We start from the raw sequence: 18,163 nt of genomic DNA on the forward strand, positions 1-18,163 counted from the left end.
GCGGTGCGATTTTTGCGACGCTCTTTGTGCGCTTGCTAGGCCTTCAAAAGGCTAACGGTTACCACTTGCTATGCTTAGCCAACTCAGTTTCTAGCAAATTAACCATTTGTTGGCTCGCGTCTGTAACCGCTTCCCAAATCGTTTCCGCATGCTCGTTGATTGCAATTGGTCGTTCCCCGGCAAGCCTAACCTCCAGCAAACAGCGCTTGTCCGCCGCGCCAGACTTGGCCGAGCTGTTCTCGTCACTTAAATGTACTTCAATACGCGTGATCTGTTCACTGAAGCGGCTTAGGTCGGATCTCAAAACATCTTCGACACTTTGAGTCAGTTCATCTTGTCCAGAGATGTTCTTATCTGTATTGATCTGGATTTTCATGGTCATGTTCCCTGTAATTTACAGTTTATGGTAGGCATAACAGCGCTAATTTTGATTCAATAAATTTAAATTGTTGCACCTTTATATCTACGTCTGATTTATTTGAATATCATAGATATAGCTAAGAACACCAGTTAACGCAAACATCGCAATGCAAAAGCAGCTTTGACCTCAGGATAAACACAGGAATGAATCAAGCGATTAAACCTTACTTTGGCTAACTGACACAGGCCACTTTGAATCCCCTTTCTAATCATTAGAGGTATCATCTGGTGTCCCAATTTATTCTAATATTTCAAAAATCATCAATGCCTGTTTAAATTTTTTCAAACAATTAAGGAAAATACACTATGACTTTATGTCCAATAGCGGCTGTTTTTAGTTGCAAAAAATGCCCAGCTTATAAAATATGCCTAGCCAAAGGGATTTTAGGTGACCATAAAAAGAGCAGGCCGTCTTTCCAAGAGAAGACGAAAAAAGATGAGATTAAAGACCGAGCAGATCATTAAATAAGAAAGACCTTTTTCTAACTGGTATATGGATATAACAGCTTAAGGGTAAAGCTTTAAACTAGATATGGTTTGCGATTTCTTTTAGATGGAGAAAGGTAAAATCTGATAACCGCCTAAGTTTAAAGTCAGATATTTCAAACTTGTCGTCTGTAAACTCTAAGTTCGGTGGTACTGCAATAGTTTTAATGTTTGCCGCTTTTGCCGCCATGATCCCTGTCACTGAATCTTCAAATGCGATACATTTTGAAGGTTCAACTTTTAGCTTATTAGCGGTAGACAAATACACCGCTGGATGAGGTTTTCCTTTGGCTTCATGCTCTGAAGAAGAAATAGCTTGAAAGTAGTGAGCAATATCAAGTTTACTTAGCACTACCGATATTAATTTAAAAGGAGCGTTCGTTGAAAGGCCTATTTTGATATTTTGATGTTGAAAAAAATCTAAAATTTCTTTCACACCTTCCATCGGTTCCCCCTTTTCAGAAATCAAAAATTCCACGCGTTCAACAACTTCATTCTCGACTTGCTCTAAGCTTTTATCTGACCAAGGAAAATGACTATACCAAAACTCGGTAACTTCTCGTGTCGTCATTGAGGCAGTATAAGCCGATAGCGAATCACTGACTTCAACTCCGACAGAAGAAAAGACTTGCTTCTCAGCTTCTTTCCACATGGGTTCAGAATCAATAAGAACTCCATCCATATCAAAAATTACAGCTTGTATCATAGCGATCCATTTAGAGCCCAACAGAGGGGATTTGTCATTGATTTTATTTACGACACCTTACCAATATAATACTGCAAGTTAAACCCTATCGACCGTTCTCGATTAATTCTTGCAAGGTATGTGTATGAAAAATGATTCCTACTCCGCACATAACTAAATCTATGGTTAATCGGTATCAACATATTATGAGAGAGTTGTAGATCTAAGCTACTTTGGTGCAAATTAGGCTTAGAGAGATCACAAAGCTTAGATCGAGCATCCTAAACCATTTATGGACATAAACGGCTTAGAGTATTAGCATCAAAGGGCACTGTTCGCATTACAGAAAGTATTACAAAGTTGGATGAGCTCCGAATTAAGGCGACTAAAATCGTTGGTTATAATGTGTAGGGCAGCTAAACCTAATCCACTTTTTAGTTCTGTTTAAATACCTTGTTACTGATTTAAATATTATTAAAATCTGGAATCCAATAAGTGCCTTCGGAATAAGCCGTAAAAGGACATGTATTATTTTTTAAGTGGATTGCAGACGCTACATTGATAGCTTGCTTACAAAGCTCAACAAAGAAACTAGCTGGATACACAAGCTCCCATTGATTAGAGTAAATAATTCCTTTATCAGTGAAGGAACTAACGTTTGATACTTTTTGGTAGAAGGCAGATTCCGGATTATATTGCCCTAGTTCTACACCTTTCCCAGGGGTTCGATACTCGTGTACTACAGAGTTTCTATAGAGCCAAAGTAAGTTTTCATGCTTGAATTGATGTGGTAATACTCTGCCAATCTTGATTGGTTTACCATTTTGTTTAGGCCAATGAAGTAAAATACTGTCAATATCTGTATCCAAACTGATTGGTTTATTCTCAGTATCTAGTCCGTTCGATATAGGAAATAATTTTGAAAATGTGTTCTCTGAAAACTCTTTGAGCTTCTTTACATTAGATGGCAAATTTTGTGTTACTTCAAACAGTCTTACCAAATGAAGCAAACTAATTTTTTGGCTTTCAGGCCAGCTTTCGCATAATCTAACAAGTGAAACAAAGCGTTCGCGATTAGAGGTTATATCAGGGAACACACTTTTTGAAATAGCATCAAATATTGAACAGCAAAGAATCTTAGAATGGACTTTTTGGTTAGCAAGGTTCGGTTCACACTCTGCCGTCTTAATTAGATCCAAATAGTACATTTGAAACCTACTAACTTTATCAGATAACGTTTCTGAATCATTCATTATAATTTAAACTCCAACGTCAGCTAACGTCTTAGTATTTAACAGCTTATTATACAGGCGTCTTTATAAGTGATTTTGAAAAACATCTGTAAAAATCAAGGTGCTACCTTAAACTATTTTTAAAATCAATGCATTAACTGTTAGTTAATAGCTATGTTTTGAGCATGTGATCCCGCAAAGTTGAGACTTGTAGTTATAGGTGGCTCTATAAAAAATAACGAATTATGCATTACAAAATTGTATTGGAAATTTCAAAGCCGTAGCCAAATTCACTGTACTACTACAAGCCGCCTATAAGTGACGGTTGTACTTTATCAACGGCTAGTTAAAATCTGCCACATATAATATCCTACGCTTTACATAAGACAGCATATTTGAGACAACAGTTCTAACTTATCAAAAGGAAAAGTATGACCGACACAGCGAGGAATAAACGATGGCAAAAGTCACTTACGACTTATTCGATGTTCAACGAAAAAAGACAAGAACTGAAAGGACTTGGGGTCAATGATTACAGTTTAATTAATTCCCTACTAAAAATAAATGATGAAGTAAGGCTACATACTCGCTTTATCTATTCAATGATAAACCCTAAAAGTTTGCACTATTGTGGTCATTCTTTCCTTCATCATTTTCTAGACTTAATTAAGCACCCAAAACTATGTAACTTTATTAACCTTACAGATGCCCAGGTGCTAATAGAAAAAGATAATATAGACTTACTTATTCATGATAATAATAATTTTATGATCATAGAAAATAAGTTGAATGCGGAGGATGGAAAGCATCAAATTTCTCGTTATATCACCGCGGTTAAAGAAAAATTTAATATTCCTGATAGCGAGATGAGTGCTAGAATTTCGGTCATCTATTTATCAAAAAAAAATACTGTTCCACAACCTCAAAGCTACAAGGGTTTTAAGTTAGAAAAAGATATTTTGGTATGGCAAAAGACTAACGTGGATTTACACAAATGCAATCTTTCATTATCAGGAAAAGTGGAAATTCCCTTCTATCATTATCCCTACTTTTCAACGGTTTCTCCCGCTAAAAAAGGGATCGATGCCTGGGTTGCTAATTGCTGTGCCTCTTGTAATAAAACGAATGTCAAAAATGCTTTTATTGAATATCAGCTAATCATTAGCAAAATAAATAAAAACAAACCGTGGAAAAAAATTATGACCCTATCTGACTACAGCTTAAATTTACCTCTAGACGAAGAAAAAGAAATGTATGATTTTATGGTGGAAGCAAATACCAACTTAGTGAATTTTATAAGCCGTAAAATAAATAAAAGTATCACCGAGTCTTTGGAAAAATATAAATATGAAATTGACAGCAGTATTACCACATTAAAGCATGGTGATATTACTGATATTGCACTAAACGAATTTACTAGCACTCACATTAGTAATTGGATTAATAAAACTGGTCAAAAAAGTGATTGGAAAAACGTGGGCTTTGTAGCAAAGAGTAAATATAGCGATAACAGGGTGTATTTTTTATTAGCCGATTGGCACATATATTTGGCTAAATGGGATAGCCAACCATATAAATGGGATGAAACTAATCGGATTTCTATAGGTCAATATAGAGAAAAAATAATGTCTGAGCCTAAGGGGTTATACGACCGGCTTGATAAAGTGGATAGTGAGTTAAGAGTGCTATGTAAGTAGAGTTTTGTGGCTTAATTCTAACCACAACTATCGATAAAACTAATTAGTTGACCACTACTGTAGTGGTTATTGTGGTTCATTGAAATTGGCCTCCTAACTGGAGTTTTTTGATCTTAGAATACAAATCGCTACAGGGACAAAAGCGAGTGTGCAGTCGTGATATGACAAATCACTCCCATTCCTTACATGAGTAAATGTATGGCAAACTGTCATGAATAAAATATGCATTAGTAGTTGCACTAACTAACTTCTGGGCAAATTCGGCTTAGCGCTATTGCACCAATCCACAGTAGGCCATAAGAGTGTTAAGTTATTGTACTAACCGATGGTGATACTTATTATATGCTGTAGCTGAAGTGAAGACATCGAACGCCCTCCCCTATTCAACTCATAAAATAACACCGTCATTACTAACTATATCGACAACTTAAAAATAATGGCGCTGTATTTTATTTCTTATTTTCGATTATTATCGCTATCGTTGAGCTTAATTATGCAAGGCGTATTATACTTTTGTAATCATCAGTTATATGAATCAAGTGGCCCTCTCTTGTGTTCTATTTTATGTAGCAAAATACAAGCTCTGAGCCTTCCAATTATTTAACCTTAAAATATATGGAGCATGATGTGAACAATAATATATTTAGCATAATCGTATTAGCACTTAGCCTTAGTTCCGCTGGTATCTCAGTGAGTCAGGCGAACGATAACATGAAAAATAATCATGGTGACATGATGTACGGCGGTATGATGCATGGAGGCGGAGGCATGATGCACGGCGGCATGATGTACTCTCAATTAAACCTGACAAAAGCACAGCAGCAACAAATTCAATCAATTATGACAACGGCAATGGAGGAAAAGTCAGGAGGGAAAAGCATGATAACAAGTATGCAAACTCATATGACAGAATCTCAATCACTAATAAACAGTGCAACGTTTGACGAATCTAAAGCACGTGAAATGATAACCAAACATCAGGCGTCTATGGTTGATGTTCGATTAAATATGTTAAAAACTCGCCATCAAGTATTTCAAGTATTAACTGAGCCTCAGAAAGAACAATTTAATGCTTTAATGACACAGCGTAGCACGATGATGCAGCAATATATGTCAGGCATACCGCAGTAGCAATGTAATACAAAATTTTCTTAATAACGAATACAGAACTATAACTACATGGGGCAGTAAACTAAGAAAGAATTAACTAATAAATAAGCGAATATTGTTCGATAAGACATTGATTTAAAATAAGAACATCTGAAACACGAAAAGCTGTAGTTTGAAGCATAAATTGTCACAATAAAATTTGTAGACAGCTTATGCTTCATTTAGTGTAGTAAACTCACTAACTACTAGCAGGCATATAGTTTACGAAAAACAAAAAGATTAATAAAGTGAACCACTAGACGGATATTTTTGTTTTAAATTTTAACCGATACGGGGGCGGGAATAATAAATGCTCGCACTTTAGTTAACCAATAGCCATATGGCGCACCTAATACCAGTAGTGCAGCGGTCTGGGTGAACGCCGCTTTGACGATACTGGATATATCCATCCCAATTACCCATAAAATACCGATGTAAAGCGGGAGCTGAAACGTAATATAGGCAAGGATATCACCGATTATTTTCGCGCCTTTACCGGGTATTTTCTTATCCGTTTGAACTATTATGTTATCTCGATAAATACCATACATACGTCCCGTCAATATATTGATGGGTTGACACAGTATGCGCGATTGAATCGATTGTTGTACTGTCATTCCTACGATAGCAATTTCGATAAACATGCCGGTAATAATGGTAAATGACATAAGCGCGAGCGTATCTGCCAGCCAAAGTCGGTTAATTTTCATTGAATGTTAATACCTTTTAAACGCACACTTCGTTAGCCCCAAAAATGGAGTCGTTATGAATTTTTATGTAAAAGTTGCAGTGGAGATTGCAATGAGAAGCGCAGCAAGGTATTAATCGTAAAAAATGGAAATACAACGGCCGCCAAATAAAGCGGTGAGAGTGTTAAACAATGTTAAGTTTAGGGGCGTAAATATAGCGGTTTGCACTGAGTTAACCTAAATAGAATGAGCGGTTGCTTATACACATATTATAATAATCTTTCATACTGCAAATCAACACAAATTCAGCATTAAATCATGTTTAAAATCAAGAAAGTAGGTTGTACTTCTAATCCCGCCCCCCCCTAAAACTAAACCCGATTCAGTAGCCAAAATTAGTTCACCACTTCATTATTTTTTTCAAGATAAAAAATTAATAAATCTGCATGGTTGATGTCCGATTAAATATGTTAAAAACTCGCCATCAAGTATTAACTGAACCTCAAAAAGAACAATTTAATGCTCTAATGACACAGCGTAGCGCGATGATGCAGCAATATATATCAGGCATACCGCTGTAGTAATGTAATACAAAACTGGATTAATAACGGATACAGGACTATAACTACAAAGAGCAGTGTAACTAAGATAGGTGGTATGAAGATTATTCGGTAAGAGATTGATTTGAAAAGCAGAACGTCAGAAACGCGAAAAGCACAACACTTTTGAAGGATACCCTACAAGCCTCACTCCGGCACTTGAATCATCTGCTGCGGTTGCTTCCTTCCGGACCTGGCCGAGTTCACAGAGTATCAATGCGGAGGGACCCATAAGGCACCCATCAAACGTGTTGTGCTTGACAACGAGTGAATTATTAACTATTCACCGATTCTTTGCAACCGTTTATAGTAGTTTTATTCACTATAAACATCGTTTGCACACTATCCAACCAAGTCGATCGATTCCAGCGCAATTAAATAGCTTGTCGGCTAAGGTACTGAGATGTAAACATAGTCGCTGGTACTGGTTTACCATACAGATAACCCTGACCATAATCACAACCTTCATCAACAATAAACTGATGTTGCTCTGGCGTTTCTACACCTTCTGCCACAACTTGCAAATTAAGCTTCTTCGCCATGGCTATAATCGCGCGCGCTAATTCTTTATTTTGCTCACATTCCATTAAATTCATAATGAAGCTGCGATCTATCTTCAAGGTATCAAACGAATACTTCTGCAAATAGCTTAATGACGAATAACCCGTACCAAAGTCATCTAACGAAATACTCACACCAAGCTTCTTCAAGCCAGCAAGCGATTTAGTCACCTTCTGCTCGTCTTGTAGTAATACACCTTCAGTGATTTCAAGCTCTAACGAACTACCCGGTAACTGATAATAAGCCAATAGCTGAGCGACCCGAGACACTAAATTGTCATCACGGAGCTGTACAGGCGATATATTCACAGCAATACAAAAGTCATCACCAAAGCTGTTACGCCACTGCGCAGCCTGTTTCATTGCCGTACGTAATACAAAATTACCTAATGCTAAGATCTGACCATTCTGCTCAGCTAAATTAATAAAGCGATCAGGAGCGACCGCGCCTAATATTGGGTTATGCCAACGGATTAATGCTTCTGCACCTAATACCTGCTGAGTTTTAACACATATCATCGGCTGGTAATGTACCGACATTTCTTGCTTATCCAGTGCTTCAGCTAAATGCGATTCTAAATAATGACGCTCACCAATAACCGCGCTTAATTCTTCGGTAAAGAAATTGTAATGCGTGCCTTTATCTTTATTCGCCGTCATCGCGGCTTCCGCTTTCTCAACTAAGGAAATACCTTTGTCGGCGGCTGACCCTGCTAACGCAATACCAAAACACACGCGCGTGGTGATAGTAAAATCATCAATAAGAAACGTCGATTCAAAAGCGTCTGTAAGACGAGATATGAGATCAATCACTTGTTCAACGACAATTTCATCGCGAACCACTATCGCAAACGAATCGCCCCAACAACGTGCAACTAAATACTCAGTCGTTAACTGTTGATGAATACGCTGACTGACTTCTAACAGCACTTTATCGCCAATATCATAGCCATAACTGTTATTAATCGATTTAAAATTGCGGATACCAAGGTAAATAACCGCCAGTTCATTTTCATCATCAACAGATTTCAGCATGCTTTCCATCTGTTGCACTAATGAACGCTGGTTAGCGACACCGGTAAGTGCATCATATTCTTGTTGGTATATAAGTGTAGATTCTAGTGCCGAACGGCTATCTTGTTCATGCAATAACGCTTGATGAGACAAACTCAACGCCATTGTCTTTTTAGTCAGTAAGTTCTGTAATTTACGGTTAGCCTGTTGTAATTCTGCTTTTTCGTAAAGAACAGCGAGATCAGCATTCATCGATTGCTGGAAACGCGCCACCAGCAATTTGCAATGCGGGGTAAATTCACGCGCTTGGGTATCTAAAACACAGAGTGTACCAAAGGCTTGATCGTCTGGCCAAGTAAGCGGCAAACCATAATAAGCCATAATGTCAGCGTTAACATTATCGTCAAAAGACCAGATTGAATCGAGTCGCGCATCTTCAATTAATACTGCTGCACGGTTATAAATAACCTGCGCGCTATAACAGCTTAATTGCTTGGATTCAGATAATAGCGAAGATATTGGATTAGCGGTGTCGTTTGAAGAAAATATGCGTACATCACTATGGTGAACGCGCATAATTAATGCTGCTGGTAAATTCATTATTCCAGCGATCAACTCTACAGTTTGTTGCCAACCACGAAACATAGGTTCCGGGATCTCAATTACCTGAGTATTAATATTAAGCATACTACATCTCTGTTAGTTACATCGCATCGTAAATCATAAGTACCTTACCGCTATTCCTCTGATGAATAAGGAAGAATAGCTATACTACAAGAAAACAAAGCGAACACCAAGTCAGATTTATGGCAAGCAAGAGTAATTCTCATCTAGCTCAACTATTTACACAAACTTGTGACCCATAGTTGAACAACAGCGCGATTTAACTTGATACCGGTCACATTTATTGACTCTGGTAATGCATAATAATTTACTGGTCGCATGTATTTAATCAGCTTGTTTTGTAAGTAGTTATTCATTTCACTGACTGATAAGTGTCCAATCGCGTCAATCACCGCAATTGGCCGATGACCAAACTCTGCATCTTCGTGTGGGAACACTAACGCTTGATTAATTAACGGATGCGAAAGTAAAACGCGCTCTATCTGCTCTGGGTGAATATTCTCACCACCAGAAATAAACATGTTGTCACTACGTCCTAGAATAAACAGTTCATCGAGTAGCTTATTAGATAGTGTATCAGTGCATCTTGTCTCGCCAAGATCGCCCGTGACCAACCAACCGTTGTCGTCAGTCATGCTGCGTAATACGCCACGATTGTAATAGCCGATCCCCAAACTCGCGCCACGTACTTTGATACTTTTATCACTCAGAATTAATTCACGATACGCCAATACAGTCCCAACACCCGCGCTACTATCCGCTAGTTTAGCGGTAACAGTCGATGCCATTTCTGTCATGCCGTATCCAGACCAACATTCAATACCCATGGACTTGGCTTTATCGGTTAAAACCACAGGGATGACCGCACCCCCTAACAAAATACGTTTCAGGCTAATGGTGTCTTTATCTAAATCTATTTCACTAAGATATCGCTTTAATTGCGTTGGCACTAAAGAGGCGTGCGTCACTGTTGCTAACTGTTCGACTAAGCTGTTTGTTGCCGGTAACGCCAGTTGTCCACCAGCAAATAACCAGCGCCAGACAATCGCCAGTCCCGATACATGAAATAAAGGTAAGGATAATAGCCAGCTGTCTTGCGCGCTATAAGCGAAGGATTGCAATAAACCTGCGGCAGAATACAAGTGGTTGTTTGCATTATGCGCCACGGCTTTGGCTTTGCCACTTGAGCCCGACGTAAAGACAATACTGGCGATTCGCTGCGCTTGCCATTTAACGTCATCGACAGCGGCATTATTAAGGTCATGGTGGGTACAAGCCCCTGCAACGCAAGACTCTTCACCGTAAGTAAAGACTAACTGCTTAGCGCCGTCATCATTCAGGGCCGCTAATACATGTAACTCCGGAGCAGATAACCAAATAAACTTCGCCGCCAAGGTTTCCAGCTTGTCATTTAGCTGCTCGCAGCTTTGCTTCGGATCGAGTATCACGCAACAAGCGCCGAGTCGCAAGCAAGCCAAGTACAACCACAGCACAGTTAAGTTGTTAGTGCTTACTGCTGCTATAACATGCCCTTTCCCAACACCTTGCCCTGTTAACTGTTTAGCATGATCGTTAACGAGATCATTAACCTGCTGCCAAGTGAATTGCTGTTCACCATACACCAGAGCGACTTGGGCTGGATTGCTATTAGCCCAATGTAGCCAAGGCCAATCGGTAAAGTTAACGTTATCTGTAATGATAGTTTTATTGTTATTCATAGATAGTCACTGGCAGGTTAGATAATGGGAGTAAGGGTAAGGTGCAATTTGGCCAAGGCTGAACCAGTTGCTGTTTAAATACATTGACGGTATCTAAGCCGGGTGTCGTTTCAGGGGTAAAGGTTTGTGCCAAACGTGCTAATTGCACTAAACCAAAGCTAGATTCTAAGCTTGAACTGATTACAGCTGTTAAGCCCTGTTGATGGGCATGGGCAATTAACTCAGCACAATAAGCAACCGTGCCCGTCAACATAGGTTTGATAACAACGGCTTTGATGACAATGGCTTTAACAGTGGCATTCGATGAACTGTTTGCCGAGGAAATAAGGTCGAAAGCGCCCCGCCCTTGTGCATCACGTAAGCTTTCATCCCACGCAATGGCAATGCCCGTTTCTCGGGAAAAACGTAAACAGTCATTCGGGGTATGACAAGGTTCTTCAATAAAATCGATACGTTGGCGATAGTCAACAGGGATTTGCTCTGCAAAAGCCAGTGCTGCAGCTAATGACCAACGGCGGTTAGCATCTAAACGTAAGCGTAAATGGGGATATGTCTGTAGTAAGTGCTGGGCAATGCCACCGTCTTGGCAAGCCGCTTCGTCCGTTGTTTGCGTCGCTATTTTCAACTTACATAACGCACTCTGCACCAGTTGGTTATGTTTAGCGGTGATTAATCCAATATCAGCAGGCAATAATAACGCACTGTTAGCGTTATTATCATTATTGTTGCTATGAGTAGTTTGCGGTAGCCCATCTTCTAATTCTAACAGCGCCATGCTAAAGCCAAACGCCACTGAGGGGTAACAGCCGCTTAGCGCTACGACACCCTGATCTAACCAGATCTTAATCACACTTTCTAGTTGTCGCTTTGCTTGTGCTGCTGTCTCTGTACTAAAACCAAGTAAAGGCGCAATTTCACCGCGCCCTATATTCATGACTTGAGAGCTGTTGTTCTGCTCTTGCTGCACTTCATTTTCTTGCAGTTCAAGCAGCCAACCTTCACGTACATTTACAGACTGGCCACGTAATATCATGGCACAGTCTAAAGGTAACTGATAATGATACAGCTTAACCTTACGTGGCATTAATAATGCTCCACTTGCTCATTAAGGGTTGCGCGGGAATTTATCGAAATTAGGACGACGTTTTTCATTAAAGGCATTACGGCCTTCCTGCCCTTCTTCCGTCATGTAAAACATCATAGTGGCATTACCGGCTAATTCTTGTAAGCCAGCTTGACCATCACAATCGGCATTTAATGCCGCTTTTAAACAACGTAATGACATAGGGCTGTGTTGTAATACTTCACGACACCAACGGACTGTTTCACGTTCTAAATCTGCCAGTGGCACAACCGTATTCACTAAGCCCATATCTTCGGCTTCTTTAGCATCATAGAAACGACACAAGAACCAAATTTCACGGGCTTTCTTCTGACCAACAATACGCGCCATATATGATGCGCCCCAGCCGCCGTCAAATGAACCCACTTTAGGACCTGTTTGGCCAAATTGAGCATTGTCTGCTGCAATGGTTAAATCACACATCATGTGTAATACATGACCACCACCCACGGCATAACCCGCGACTGCAGCAATAACAGGTTTTGGACAGGTACGGATCTGACGTTGGAAATCTAATACGTTTAAGTGATGCATGCCTTCGTCGTCTTTATAACCGCCGTAATCGCCACGAACACTTTGATCGCCACCAGAACAGAATGCATGTTCGCCTAGGCCAGTTAAAATGATCACGCCTACTTTTGAGTCATAACGCGCATCAGCTAACGCTTGCATCATTTCGTTTACAGTTTGTGGACGGAACGCATTACGTACTTGTGGTCGGGCTATGGTGATTTTTGCAATACCATCTAACGATTTATGAAAATGAATATCTTGGTATTCACCTGTGCAATCTTGCCATTCAACCTGTGCGTATAGTTCTTCTTCGGTAATACCAACTGTTCTGCTCATAATAATTCCTGATCTTGTATATATGAATAGCTAATCTTTTATGTATAAATAGCTAAATGTCTAATCTGCATGTCTAAACTAAATCTCAAAACTAAATGTCTACATCTACTTTCTAAAATCATTCTACCACTACAGTCGAAACAACGTCCTTAAGCAGCGCTCTGTTGTGCAGCTTTATTCTTAATGCTGTCACTAACTAACCCTCTGACTAACGCTGAAAATACAATCGGCTGGTCTGCATGTACGTTATGCCCAGCATCGGCGACAACATGATGGTCGAGCTGACTGGCTTGGGTTAATTGCACAAATTTAGGGTCTAATTCACCACATACCATGCACACCGGAAATGCGGTGTCTTGTAATTGTGGTAATAAATAACCTTGTTTCGACAGTGACGTTGCCGCCAGCATTTTACTTATCTGCTTACCGCCATTAAATCCATTGTAGTCAGCTTGAATATGACTGCGCGTGGCAATCAGGGCGGTTTTTTGCGTATTGGTTAATGAGGCGAATACACCTTGCTGATACCAATCGGGTAATACCTGCGATAATGGTGCTTCGCTAAAACGTGTCACCCAACCTAAATCATGTAACCCACGTTGTAATTGTTCGGCGCTGCTGTTTAAACCAGGGTTACCGCTTTCTAATAACATGCCATCGATGCTGTACGGCCAATTAGCCGCGGGCTCGCTAGCAATGTGCATGGCAATACGCGCCCCTAACGAATAACCAACAAAAACGATATGCTCAAGTTCATACTGTGCCAAGGTCGCAATGATAAGTTGCTGCACATGTTGAAAGTCATTCGCGGTCACCGCTTGGCTACCAGCATGGCCAGGTAAATCAATGCAAATACACTGATAGTCCGGCGATAAATGCGACACGATTTGCTGCCAGTCTTGCGTAGATCCCAACAAGCCATGTAGAAATACCAAGCTTGGTTTGGCGACAGCGCCTTGTGAAAGGCTGCTGGCAGACTCAACAGATTCTGAATATAACGGTAATAGCGTTTGTGTCTTGATAATCATGCTAGATAAATTTCGCATCTTTTACCTCGCTGAATAATTGCTTCAGTTGCTTGGCGGCGGCCCCTGCGGGTGTCACTATCTCGACAAGTAAAGTACGGGCTTCACCTGTCACTTCAGTCATCGGGTGTAAGCTATGATGGATCACAGAAAGTGCATCAGCCAAGCTCTTAGGTTGAACATAATCTAAATCAAACATCGCTGCTGCATGTGAGAAATTAAACCCATGCGGCATACGATATAACTGTTCTTTTTGCTTTTCTGCAACAGGTAGCATATCGAAAATAGCGCCACCGTCATTATTCAATACCACAATAACGCTCGGATGCGTCGGCTTAGAAAATAACGCCAGCGAGTTCAAATCATATAACAAGGATGTATCACCTAACAGGCAAAGCATCGCTTGCTGCTGGCCTTGCTGTACACCCGCCGCTGTTGCTAATAAACCATCAATACCCGACGCGCCACGGTTACTAAATACCGGGACATTGGGTAATGCTGCAAACATATCTAATAATCTGACAATTAAGCTATTACCAATGAATAAACTAGTCGGCTTGTTGCGCAATGTTGTGGAGAAGCAGGTATCTAAGGTGGCGGCAAAACTAATCTCAGTTAACTCATCAATATGATTAATTTCAATCAACTGTCGAACAGTTACACTAGCAACCGTTAGTACTCTGGCCCATTCATAGCCGTCAACATCACTGTGTTGCACATCAAGTTCGGCGAAAGTGTTGCGACCTGTAGCTAACTTGCCACTTGTAGATAATTCAGTATTTAATTCGCCATTGGCAAACAAGGTTAGCCAATGCTGTATTGGGCTAACAAATTGCTTACAGCGCTGATGGTAAGGGTCTAACTGTCCCGCTTGTGGGGCGATTAACCAGTAATCTTGCCAGTCATGCAGGGCGATGAACTGACCCAAACGTTTTGATACTAACCGCGCGCCAAATTGCACTAAGATCTCAGCTTCCGCTAATTTATCCTGACAGGTTTGGTTCTGTAGCCAAACATCATAATGCGACCAAGCACTGCTACCACCAGATTGTGGATCAACCAATACTGGCCAGCCCATGACCTTAGCCCATTGTTTAATCGCTTGCATGTCAGCAGTATTCATCGCGCCAATAACCACTAAGCCTTTGCGGTTCACCACAGGCATGGTCGAGCAGAGTTTTGCAGTCGGGTTGGTCGCTAAATAATTGCGACAAGGTGAGTGAATGGATAAATAGCGTTGTTGCTGCGCTTGCCAATTGCTTATCCCAGCAAGGTAGTCACTAAAATCAGCGTCACCGCCATAAAGCGGTTCAGGATAAGGACAGTTAATATGTACCGCGCCACCTGCTTGTTGCTGCACCGCCAAGCTTTGATCGATATTACTCAGCAGCCACTGTGGGGTAATACTCAAACTTGGGCTCGGTAATAACAGTTCATGACAAACATGGCTAGAGAATAACCCCGTTTGTTGAATGGCTTGATTGGCACCGCAATTAATTTGCTCTAACGGGCGGTCAGCGGTGAGCAATACTAGCTTTTCTTTGGTTAATCCACTCTCGACCACGGCAGGCAATAAGTTCGCTACCGCCGTTCCCGATGTGACAATCACAGCCACTGGCGCTTGTAATGACTTCGCTAAACCGAGTGCAAAGAAACCCAATCCACGTTCATCAAAATGACTATGCAGGATTAAATCATCATGATCTGCCGCCGCTAATACCAGTGGCGTAGATCGTGAGCCCGGTGCCACGCACACATGGCGTACACCTAAACGGCTCAGTTCTTCTAAAATTAAACTCGCCCATAAGCGATTTAAGGGTGCTTGTATGTCTGCAAATGATTGATTCGTCATCATGCGCGTTGTTGCTCCGAGGCAAATTGATTGGCAAGCACATGCTTATTAGTACTATTAGTCGTATTTCTATTATTAGTCGTACTGCTACCGTAATCTGCACGATAGTCGTTCGCATCAGGTTCCAGCAAGGTTAATAAGGTCGCGGTTTTACGCTCTAACTCTTGCCACTCACTTTCTGGATCAGAACCAGGAACAATCCCGGCACCAGCAAATAACTGTAATTCACGCCCTAATACCCGCGCACTACGAATCGCTACGCAAAATTCGCTCTGTTGTTGGCCGATATAACCCAATGCCCCACTGTACCAACCGCGGTCAAACGGTTCGTTGTCAGCAATAAAATCTAATGCTGGTTGACGTGGCAATCCAGCAATCGCAGCCGTTGGTTGTAGGCTTGTGAGCAATTCTGCATCATCAACACCTGCCATTAACTGCCCTGCTATTTTGTGTTTGAGGTGCTGCACTTTACGCAACTTGATTAACTCAGGACGCTTTTCAACTTGCAGAGATCGACAACGCGGTTGTAAACGGGATAATAAATCATCTGCCACTAAACGGTTTTCGTAACGGTTTTTTTTGTCGTTAAGTAACCAGTTTGCGAGCGCGCGATCTTCCGCAGCATCCAAACTTCGCGCCGCGGTTCCAGCAAGCGCTTCGGTATGTAAGTTATCGGCATCGCGACTAAATAACCGTTCAGGTGTTGAACCAACAAAATAATCATCAGCATGGATAGCAAAAATAAAATGAAAACAGTGCTGATTAACTTGACGGCTTTGTTGTAAAAACTGCGTCGCTGACAAAGACCGGTTTAAGGTTAATACCGTTTTTCTCGCTAATACCACTTTGGCAAAATATTGCTCATCGATTGCGGTTAACGCTTTAGTGACCAGATGAGACCATTGTTTGAACTCAGGATAATGACGGCGAGATTCAATCTTGTAAGATTGTGGCAATGGTATCGGTGCAGGTGCAATTAGCTCCGCAAGACTTGCCAATAGCTGCGTTTTATCGTAACCCGCGTCTGCCATTGATTGTTTGGCTACTGATATTGCTGGTCGATTGGCTGGTAGGTTGACCGATAGTTGCCAATGCGTTTGCTGACGGGTTAACTCTATTTGCGGTAAGAAATAGTAATTGCGAGTAGTTCTGTCGCTGTTGTTAAGCGACTGACTAGACTCTTTATTAGATTCTTGACTAGAAAAGGCTTGCCCGCCCCACATGCGCTGCGGTTCAGTAAACAGTGTTTTGGCGAGACTAACATCATGACAATGGCAGCATTGTCCGAGCGCGACAACTTCTTCGCCACCGTCTCGAGATTGCCAATAAAATTGCGGGAATAAAACTTGAGCGCCAAGCCATTCAATAAGCTCAGTTGAATTTAAGGGCTGTAAATCAACAGAAATCCGTGTTTGCTCAGGTTGAGCATGGATAACCTGTTGTTGTAATGCAGTGATCGCGGCCGTTAATTTTAACAAATTGCCCCCTTAATAAACGACTACTTAGGGGGGGATTTTAGCATACATATAACAAAATCGAGCATTCGCCTACACTTAATGGGTAGGTTTTTTAATTATTTATAGCCTAGATCAATAAAATGTTCGTTTTAGAAGAAAATAAACTTCGAACCAACAACTAATAATAACAGCGCAAAATAACGTTTTAACACATGACTCGGTAATGAATGCGCCAGTTTTGCACCTTGTTTGGCAAACACAGTACTGGTAATAATAATACCAAAGAATGCCGGTAAATAAATATAACCTAAGCTGTATTCTGGTAAATCAGGGTTATTCCAACCCGTGACGATATAACTGCATACACCCGCCACCGCAATCGGTAAACCACACGCAGAAGAGGTTGCAACCGCATGACGCATTTCGACGCGGCACCAAGACAAGTAAGGTACAGTGAGCGAGCCACCACCAATACCGAATAAAGCCGAGATAGCACCAATAATACCACCTGCGACAGTCAAGCCAGCGCCTTGGGGTAAATCATGCTCTGCTTTCGGTTTCAGATCAAAGCCCATCTGCACCGCCACAGTTAGCGCATAAATACCGATGATCATTTGTAATGTTTCACCAGGCAAATAATCGGCAAAAATACTGCCCAGCACGGCACCAATAACAATACCAACAGTTAACCGTTTAACTAGTTCCCAATCAATTGCACCTTTGCTGTGGTGGGTTTTAATCGAACTCAGGGAGGTAAAGATAATAGTTGCGAGAGAAGTGCCTATCGCTAACTGAGTGAGTACATCTGGCGAAAGGTCTTGGAAGCTAAAAGATACAATTAATGCAGGGACGATAATCAAACCGCCACCGACACCAAACAGGCCAGCCATCAAGCCAGCTGCCGCGCCTAAAATTAAATATACAACCACAATCATCGTTACAATCCCTTTTACAACATGCGCCTATACGTTATAAGTGCCAGAA

Annotated in this window: 14 protein-coding genes and 1 other RNA gene; 2 read left to right on the plus strand and 13 right to left on the minus strand. The window is 41.0% G+C overall.

Annotated features, from left to right (window positions below):
* Positions 1-58 precede the first annotated feature (58 nt).
* From CXF93_RS07325 to CXF93_RS07335, 3 genes are all read right to left on the minus strand, one after another.
* Positions 59-376 (minus strand): HPF/RaiA family ribosome-associated protein, encoded by a 318-nt coding sequence (locus CXF93_RS07325; protein ID WP_101061773.1) that lies wholly within the window; start codon positions 374-376, stop codon positions 59-61.
* Positions 377-946: 570 nt separating this feature from the next.
* A complete protein-coding gene (gene hxpB, locus CXF93_RS07330; protein WP_101061774.1) occupies positions 947-1,612 on the minus strand; it encodes a hexitol phosphatase HxpB in 666 nt (221 codons plus the stop codon).
* 443 nt (positions 1,613-2,055) lie between these two features.
* Positions 2,056-2,844 carry a hypothetical protein gene (locus CXF93_RS07335; protein WP_101061775.1) on the minus strand — a complete coding sequence of 263 codons (789 nt, stop codon included), beginning with the start codon at positions 2,842-2,844 and terminating at the stop codon, positions 2,056-2,058.
* A gap of 410 nt (positions 2,845-3,254) precedes the next feature.
* Here CXF93_RS07335 and CXF93_RS07340 point away from each other — a divergent pair, with 410 nt between their 5' ends.
* Together CXF93_RS07340 and CXF93_RS07345 are read left to right on the plus strand one after the other, a co-directional pair.
* On the plus strand, positions 3,255-4,520 hold the full coding sequence (locus CXF93_RS07340; RefSeq protein ID WP_101061776.1) for a PD-(D/E)XK nuclease family protein: 1,266 nt from the start codon (positions 3,255-3,257) through the stop codon (positions 4,518-4,520).
* A gap of 627 nt (positions 4,521-5,147) precedes the next feature.
* Entirely contained in the window at positions 5,148-5,651 is a 504-nt protein-coding gene (locus tag CXF93_RS07345) for a Spy/CpxP family protein refolding chaperone (RefSeq protein WP_157824429.1), read from the plus strand.
* A 293-nt stretch (positions 5,652-5,944) separates the two neighbouring features.
* Here the strand turns inward: CXF93_RS07345 and alaE are convergent, their stop codons facing one another.
* The 10 genes from alaE to CXF93_RS07395 all read right to left on the minus strand — a co-directional run bounded on the left by alaE (position 5,945) and on the right by CXF93_RS07395 (position 18,114).
* Positions 5,945-6,379: an L-alanine exporter AlaE gene (gene alaE / locus CXF93_RS07350; protein ID WP_101061778.1), complete on the minus strand. Its 435-nt coding sequence runs from the start codon at positions 6,377-6,379 to the stop codon at positions 5,945-5,947.
* 714 nt (positions 6,380-7,093) lie between these two features.
* Positions 7,094-7,190, minus strand: an RNA gene (gene ffs, locus CXF93_RS07355) — signal recognition particle sRNA small type.
* A gap of 141 nt (positions 7,191-7,331) precedes the next feature.
* The gene (locus CXF93_RS07360; RefSeq protein ID WP_101061779.1) at positions 7,332-9,218 is read right to left on the minus strand and encodes a bifunctional diguanylate cyclase/phosphodiesterase; all 1,887 of its coding nucleotides are present in this window, start codon (positions 9,216-9,218) and stop codon (positions 7,332-7,334) included.
* A gap of 152 nt (positions 9,219-9,370) precedes the next feature.
* Complete coding sequence (gene menE / locus CXF93_RS07365; RefSeq protein ID WP_101061780.1) at positions 9,371-10,873, minus strand: o-succinylbenzoate--CoA ligase; 1,503 nt, start codon at positions 10,871-10,873, stop codon at positions 9,371-9,373.
* Positions 10,866-11,957 (minus strand): o-succinylbenzoate synthase, encoded by a 1,092-nt coding sequence (gene menC, locus CXF93_RS07370; protein WP_101061781.1) that lies wholly within the window; start codon positions 11,955-11,957, stop codon positions 10,866-10,868. The genes menE and menC overlap by 8 nt, the downstream gene beginning before the upstream one ends.
* 21 nt (positions 11,958-11,978) lie before the next feature.
* Positions 11,979-12,845: a 1,4-dihydroxy-2-naphthoyl-CoA synthase gene (menB, locus tag CXF93_RS07375; RefSeq protein ID WP_101061782.1), complete on the minus strand. Its 867-nt coding sequence runs from the start codon at positions 12,843-12,845 to the stop codon at positions 11,979-11,981.
* Positions 12,846-12,994: 149 nt separating this feature from the next.
* Positions 12,995-13,891: a 2-succinyl-6-hydroxy-2,4-cyclohexadiene-1-carboxylate synthase gene (gene menH / locus CXF93_RS07380; RefSeq protein ID WP_101061783.1), complete on the minus strand. Its 897-nt coding sequence runs from the start codon at positions 13,889-13,891 to the stop codon at positions 12,995-12,997.
* Positions 13,875-15,725: a 2-succinyl-5-enolpyruvyl-6-hydroxy-3-cyclohexene-1-carboxylic-acid synthase gene (gene menD, locus CXF93_RS07385; protein ID WP_101061784.1), complete on the minus strand. Its 1,851-nt coding sequence runs from the start codon at positions 15,723-15,725 to the stop codon at positions 13,875-13,877. The genes menH and menD overlap by 17 nt, the downstream gene beginning before the upstream one ends.
* Positions 15,722-17,200 carry an isochorismate synthase MenF gene (locus CXF93_RS07390; protein WP_101061785.1) on the minus strand — a complete coding sequence of 493 codons (1,479 nt, stop codon included), beginning with the start codon at positions 17,198-17,200 and terminating at the stop codon, positions 15,722-15,724. The genes menD and CXF93_RS07390 overlap by 4 nt, the downstream gene beginning before the upstream one ends.
* Positions 17,201-17,328: 128 nt before the next feature.
* Positions 17,329-18,114 carry a sulfite exporter TauE/SafE family protein gene (locus tag CXF93_RS07395; protein ID WP_101061786.1) on the minus strand — a complete coding sequence of 262 codons (786 nt, stop codon included), beginning with the start codon at positions 18,112-18,114 and terminating at the stop codon, positions 17,329-17,331.
* Positions 18,115-18,163: the final 49 nt, after the last annotated feature.

Source organism: Moritella sp. Urea-trap-13, from assembly GCF_002836355.1.
GTDB lineage: Bacteria > Pseudomonadota > Gammaproteobacteria > Enterobacterales > Moritellaceae > Moritella.